General features: G+C 67.4%; 3 protein-coding genes. All 3 read right to left on the reverse strand.

What is annotated here, in order from left to right; genetic code table 11:
• Positions 1-53: 53 nt before the first annotated feature.
• Genes Q4610_RS21200 through Q4610_RS21210 form a run of 3 tightly spaced genes read right to left on the reverse strand, consistent with a single transcriptional unit; the run spans position 54 to position 5,607 of the window.
• Positions 54-1,772, reverse strand: a complete 1,719-nt coding sequence (locus Q4610_RS21200) for a serine hydrolase domain-containing protein (protein WP_304537788.1) — start codon at positions 1,770-1,772, stop codon at positions 54-56.
• Positions 1,769-3,247: a tetratricopeptide repeat-containing sulfotransferase family protein gene (locus tag Q4610_RS21205; RefSeq protein ID WP_174837199.1), complete on the reverse strand. Its 1,479-nt coding sequence runs from the start codon at positions 3,245-3,247 to the stop codon at positions 1,769-1,771. Before Q4610_RS21205 ends, Q4610_RS21200 begins: the two co-directional genes overlap by 4 nt.
• Positions 3,247-5,607 (reverse strand): TonB-dependent receptor, encoded by a 2,361-nt coding sequence (locus tag Q4610_RS21210; protein WP_304537789.1) that lies wholly within the window; start codon positions 5,605-5,607, stop codon positions 3,247-3,249. Before Q4610_RS21210 ends, Q4610_RS21205 begins: the two co-directional genes overlap by 1 nt.
• Positions 5,608-5,809: the final 202 nt, after the last annotated feature.

The following is a 5,809-nucleotide window of genomic DNA, read 5'->3' on the forward strand; positions in this document are numbered from 1 at the left end:
TGGCATTGGCCCCTCGGCCATGACCGAGGCCATGGCCATGCTCAATCAGCATTTCAACAAAGCGGCCTGATCCCAACAAAGGCGCGGTGCCGCTCGGCGGTCCCGAATGTTTGCAACAGAGCCTCGTAGAGGTCCGCCTTCTCACCCCGTTTCGCACGCAGCGCATCGGCCATCGCGGTGCCGAGCAGATAGGTGTCGGACGTGTGATACACCCAGGTCGTGCCCGGCGCGGCCTTGCGCGGGTAGAAGGTGCAGGCGAAGTGGATCTTCGCCGCATGATCGGCGGGATCGAAGAAACGCGCCATCGAGGGATCGTCCTCATCGGCCTGATAGGCGGTCGAGCGGTAATGGCCGGTCGTCATGTCGAGCGCATTTTCGAGCGTCACATCGGCCCAGCCTTTCGCGGCTGCGCAGGCTGGGACGTGCGCGGCAACGGTTTCGGCTGCCGTCCCCGGCCACAGATTCCCCATCCGCATCAGCGCGACCGCGCCGAACACCGATTTGGCGGTGGAATAGGATGGCAGGTCGATCACGTCGCACGCCGGATAATCGCCGTGCCGGGTGACACAGGCGCTGCGGTAATGCACGCCGCCGATCACCGCGCCATAGACGGTCGGTTCCGGCCCGGCGGCGGTGGCGAGCGCGGCGGCGACGGCCGGAGGTAAATCCTCCAGCCGCTTCATCGGCAGGCGCGCGGCGTTCGTTTCCTCATGCGCGCGGATCAGCTCCGCCGCGCCCGCCACCGTGCCGGGCAGGTAGCGCGCGACGAGCAACCCCCAGGCGTCGAACTTGCGGTAAAGGCACGTCTCCCCGGCGATCTCGAACGCGGCATGGCTGATCGTGCCGTCCACGCCGAACAGGAAGGTCAGCATGCCGTTATGCGTGCAATTGGCGTTGCGCTCCTGCAGCGCGAAGGGCAACGCGGCGCGGGCGGTGCCGCCATCGCCCGGCTCCGACCAGACGCGGCCCGGCTCGACGATCCAGTTCCAGTCGGGATGGGTCGAGGGGATCAGCCCGCGCTGCGCCGGGAGCAGCACGTCGCCGGACTGCACCAGCGCGAGATCGAGATCGGGCAGCGAGCGGATCGTGTCGCCGCGCGCGAAGGCCGGGTCCTCGGCGATCATGCGGAAGCCCGTGGCGCGCGCGCCGGTCAGGCGAAGGCGCCCTTCCCAGCGCGCGATGGACTTGCCCGCGTCGGCGGCCGGCGCGAAGGCGGAAAGGTCGACCGGCCGCTCGAACGCGCCGCCCGCCGTCAGCATGGCGCGACCAAGCGCCCGGCGCGTCGGCGAGATATCGGCCAGCGCGACGCCGCTCACCGCGATATCGTCGAACCAGCAGGTCGCCCGTCCTCCGCGCGCGACGAGCCGCAGCGTCAATCCTCCGTCCACATCGGGCAGCGCGGCCCCTCCGGCGGTCAGCGTCACGCCGTCGGCCATCTTGCGGTCGATCGCAAAGATCGCAGCCCAGCTTCGCCCGCCGTCGCGTGAGGCTTCCGCAACGCACGCCGCCTGCGGATCGAGGCCGTCGCCGGCGATCTTCACCGTCACATACAGCCGTCGCATCCCGCGCACCGGCATTTCGGCCAGTGCGCTTGCGCCGGCGGTGAGGCGCATCGAGACATTGCCCTCAAAGCTGGTCAGCCGCACGTCGCCGCGTCCGCTGGCCTGCCACGGGGCGGCCGTGCCGTGCTGGAAATCGCTACGGAACAACTCCTCCGCCCCGGCCGTCCCCGACATGGCGAGCGCGAGCATGGCGACGAGCATCCGCCTCATGCGCGATGGTCCAGCGCGATCCCGGCGGCGGACAGCGCCACGGCCAGCGGGGCAAGCCCCTGCTCGTAGCGCCGCCAAAGGCCCACCGAGCGGTCATGGATCGGCATACGCACCTGCGCGGCGCTGGCGGTGGCGACCGGCGCGGGATTGGCGTGGAAGGCAAGGCACGCCTCCTCCCACTCCACCCCGCATCCCTCGATCAGCCGCCGGCTCTCGCCCGCCTGATCGGCGATCAGAGCCTCATAATCGATCTCGATCATCCGCCCCGGCAACGCGGCGCGCCAATGCGCCATCAGCCGCTCATAGGTGATGCGATAGGCGGCGAGGTCGTGGAGGTCGTAGCTGAACGGATAGCCCATCCGGAACAACGTCTTGAACATCGCGAAACAGCCATCCATCGCCCCGCGCCGGACATGGACGATCCGCGCTTCGGGAAGCGCCAGCGCGATCAGGCCGATGTAGAGGAAATTGAGCGGCGTCTTGTCGATCGCGAACGGCGCGTCCGGCGTGCGCCCGGCCGTCCGCGCGCGATAGGCGCGGCCCAGCGCGGCATGGTCCATCGCGGCGCTGCGGCGGATCAGATCGCCCTTGTCGCGCGCGCCGCGCGCCTGCGCGATCAGCGCCAGGGCGAAATCCTGAATCTCGCCGAGGCTCGTCACCCGGCTGTGGGAGGAAAGGATACGATCCACCAACGTGGTCCCGCTGCGCGGCAGGCCGAGGACGAAGATCGGCCCCGGCTCGCTCGACGGCGGGGGAGCATCGCGCAGAAGATCGGCCGGGAACGCGGCCGCGATCGCCTCCATCGTCGCCGCATCGTCCGCAACGCGGTAGGACAGGCGCGCGCGCCGGGCGGCGGCGGCGTCCTTCAGGTGGGCGAAGGCGGCATCGTATCGCCCCAGATCCTCCAGTTCCTTCGCCAACGCATGGCCAAGCGCGATCCGCGCCTCCGCATCGCCGCCGCTCTCCGCCAGCGCCGTTTCCAGCGCGGCGACGTGGTTGCGCTCCACCGTCGCACGGCGCAAGGTCGAGCGATTGGCCCAGGCGTCCCAGTCATCGGACCGGTCGGCGATCACCCGGTCGAACAGCGCCTCCGCCGCATCGAGCCGCCCCAGGGCGATCGACGCCGCCGCGAGATCGTAAAGCGCCCGCGTGTCGTTGGGCGATAGCGCCACGGCGCGGGCGCAGCACCGCTCCGCCTCGATCGGCCGCCCCATGTGACTATGAAATTCCGCGAGACGGAGAAGTCGGCGCGGATCGTCCCACGCCGCCGGTTCCAGCCCCGCAAGCGCCGCGCGCGCATCGGCGTAGCGGCCCTCGTGGACGGCGGCCTCCGCGCGCATCAGCCCGGCGTCGAAATCCGTCGGATGCGCCGCAAGCGCCGTCTCGACCAGCCGCGCCATGCCCGCCACATCCCCCGCGCGCTGGGCGCGCCGCGCCGCGGCCAGCAGTTCGGCTATCGGCGCGGGAACAGTCATCAGAAGCGGATATCGGCGGACAGGCCGATCGTGCGCGGCAGGCTGATCAGATCCTTCGATCCGTTGCCATAATAGCCCACCGCCGGATCGGTGCCCATATAGGCCTCGGTGAACCGCCCGGTGACGCCCGCCGCGTTGAACAGGTTCTTGCCGTAGATCGTCAGCGCGTAATTCCCCTTCCGAAGCGTCACGCCCGCGTTCCAGATCGAGAAGCCGGGCAGCCGCACATTGTATTTCGGCGAGGTGCTCACCGCGTTGCGCGTCGAGGATTGGTAGAAGCCGTCGCCGCGCAGCGTCAGGCTGGTGTCGTCGCCGAGGTCGAAGCTGTAGTCCGCGCTGCCAGTGATGATATGGTGCGCCGATCCCGGCAACTGATCCCCGTCGCGTCCGATCAGCACATGGCTGGGGTCGGGCGAGTAGAAATTGCGGGTCAGCTTGGCGTCCACATAGGTGTAGCCCAGCGCGTAATGCAGCCCGTGGATCCGCCCCTCGATCTGCGCCTCCAGCCCGGCCGAGCTTGCCTTGCCGCCGTTCTGCACGACATAGAAACCCCAGTTCGGCGTCAAGGTGTTGAGCTGGATATCCTTCCAGTCGATATAGAAGACGTCGAGGTTATAGGTCAGGCCGCCGGCCGATCCCTTCACACCGGCCTCGTAGTTGACGAGCGTATCCGCCTTGTAGGTCTGCCATGACGGGTCTTCGGCATAGCGGCCCACGATGGGCACCGCGTTCGATCCACCACGGCGATAGCCTTGCGAGACGGTGGCATAGGCCAGCCCGCGCTCGGCGAACTTCCATGAGAGGTTGCCCTTGAACAGCGGCTTGTCCTCGCTGGTCGGAAAATAGGCGTTGGTGGGCGAAGAGAGCGCCGTGTAGATCGGCACGACCATCTGCGTGTTGTTGCGCGAGCGGTTCCAGAAATAACGCGCGCCGCCGGTCAGGTCGACGCTGGGCGTGACGTGCCAGGTCAATTCGCCGAAGATCGCGCGATCCCTGAACTTCTCATTGCGGCGATAAAAGAAATCCTGATCGCTCGTCACCACGCCGGGCATACCGGTCGCGGCGTCCCACCAGTTCTTGAACCCGCGCAGATAGCTGTCCTGCGATCCGAACAGGGTCTGGTCCTGATAATAAGCGCCGACCACATAGTCGAAGACCTTGCCCGGCTTAGACACCAGCCGCAGTTCCTGAATGAACGAGCGGTCGCGATAGCTGCGCACCGCCGACGCCATCGGGCGCGGATAATTGTAATAGAAGCTGAGGAACCCGGCCTGCGCATAGAAGCCGGTATTCTCGCTCACGCTGTCGCCCTCGTGATCGTACCATGAGGTGCTGGAGGTCAGCGTCGCGAAGCCCAGATCGACATTCGCTTCCAGCGCGACGGAATCGACATGGCGCGTCGAGGGTTCGAGCTGGACCGAACCGTTCTGGTAGCCGGTATAGGGCTGCCCCCACCCGTTCAGCCCGCGCGTGATCTGGCGCCGTCCGCCGACATCGTCACTCTGATGATTGTAGGTCAGGGTGAAATCCACCGCGTCGCTCGGCTGCCAGCGCGCGGCGATGCGGCCGTACCAGACATGGACGAAATCGGCATCCTTCACGCTGTGATATTCGGCGTCCGGCGCCAGCACGCCCTTGGGCGCGACCGGGATGCCGTTCTTGTCCAGCGTATAGACGTTCACATAATCGGTGATGCCCGGATAATGCTGCCGGCTGCCGACCATGCGGATCGCGAAACGGTCGCCGATCGGAATGTTGAGGATAACGTCGCCGTCATAGCCGACGCTACCCGATCCATCGACATGGCTCAACCCGGCGGTGACGCGCCCTTCGAACTTGCCGAGCACCGGCTTCTTCAGGATATACCGCACCGTGCCGCCCAGCGCGCCGGAGCCGTAGAGCGTGCCCTGCGGCCCGCGCAGCACCTCGACGCGTTCGAGGTCCTTCAGCAGATAGGCGGCGAACAATGGCGTATCGTTGACATAGGTGGAGACGGGCGACACCGCCGACACCGCATAGTCGCCCAGCGCCGCGCTATCGACGTTGACGCCTCGGATCGTCACCGTGTTGAGCACGCCCGCATTGCGCGCCCCGCGATCGACCACCGCGACGCCGGGGATCGAGCGCAGCAATTCCGCCTGATCGCGCGTCTTGTTGGCGTCGATCCGATCCCCGCCGACCGCCGAGATATTATAGGGGATGTCGATCGTGCGTTCCTCGCGCCGCGTTGCGGTGACGACGATATCGGCATCGGAGGCCGCCGCATCCGTCCGCTGCTGCGCGGCGACCGGCGACGACAGCGCCGCCAGCACGCCGGTGCAGGTGAGCGCGGTGGTGGTCCAGAGTGTCCTGCTTGTCATATCCTTAACCCCCTTGTCCTTGTTATTTTCTGTCGGTTGAAAGCGCGTCCGCCGTCGGCGGTTGCTCCAGCGGGCCGAGAGCTCTGTTGCAGTACGGAGACTGTTGCGCGCTCCGGAAGGTGAAAAGGCGCGTAGAGGGTCCGCCGTGGTGCGCGGGACGCACCATGGCGGACGGCGGCGTCGCGCGATCAGCGTCCGGCCT

The sequence above is a fragment of the Sphingobium cyanobacteriorum genome, from assembly GCF_030580935.1.
GTDB classification, from domain to species: domain Bacteria; phylum Pseudomonadota; class Alphaproteobacteria; order Sphingomonadales; family Sphingomonadaceae; genus Sphingobium; species Sphingobium cyanobacteriorum.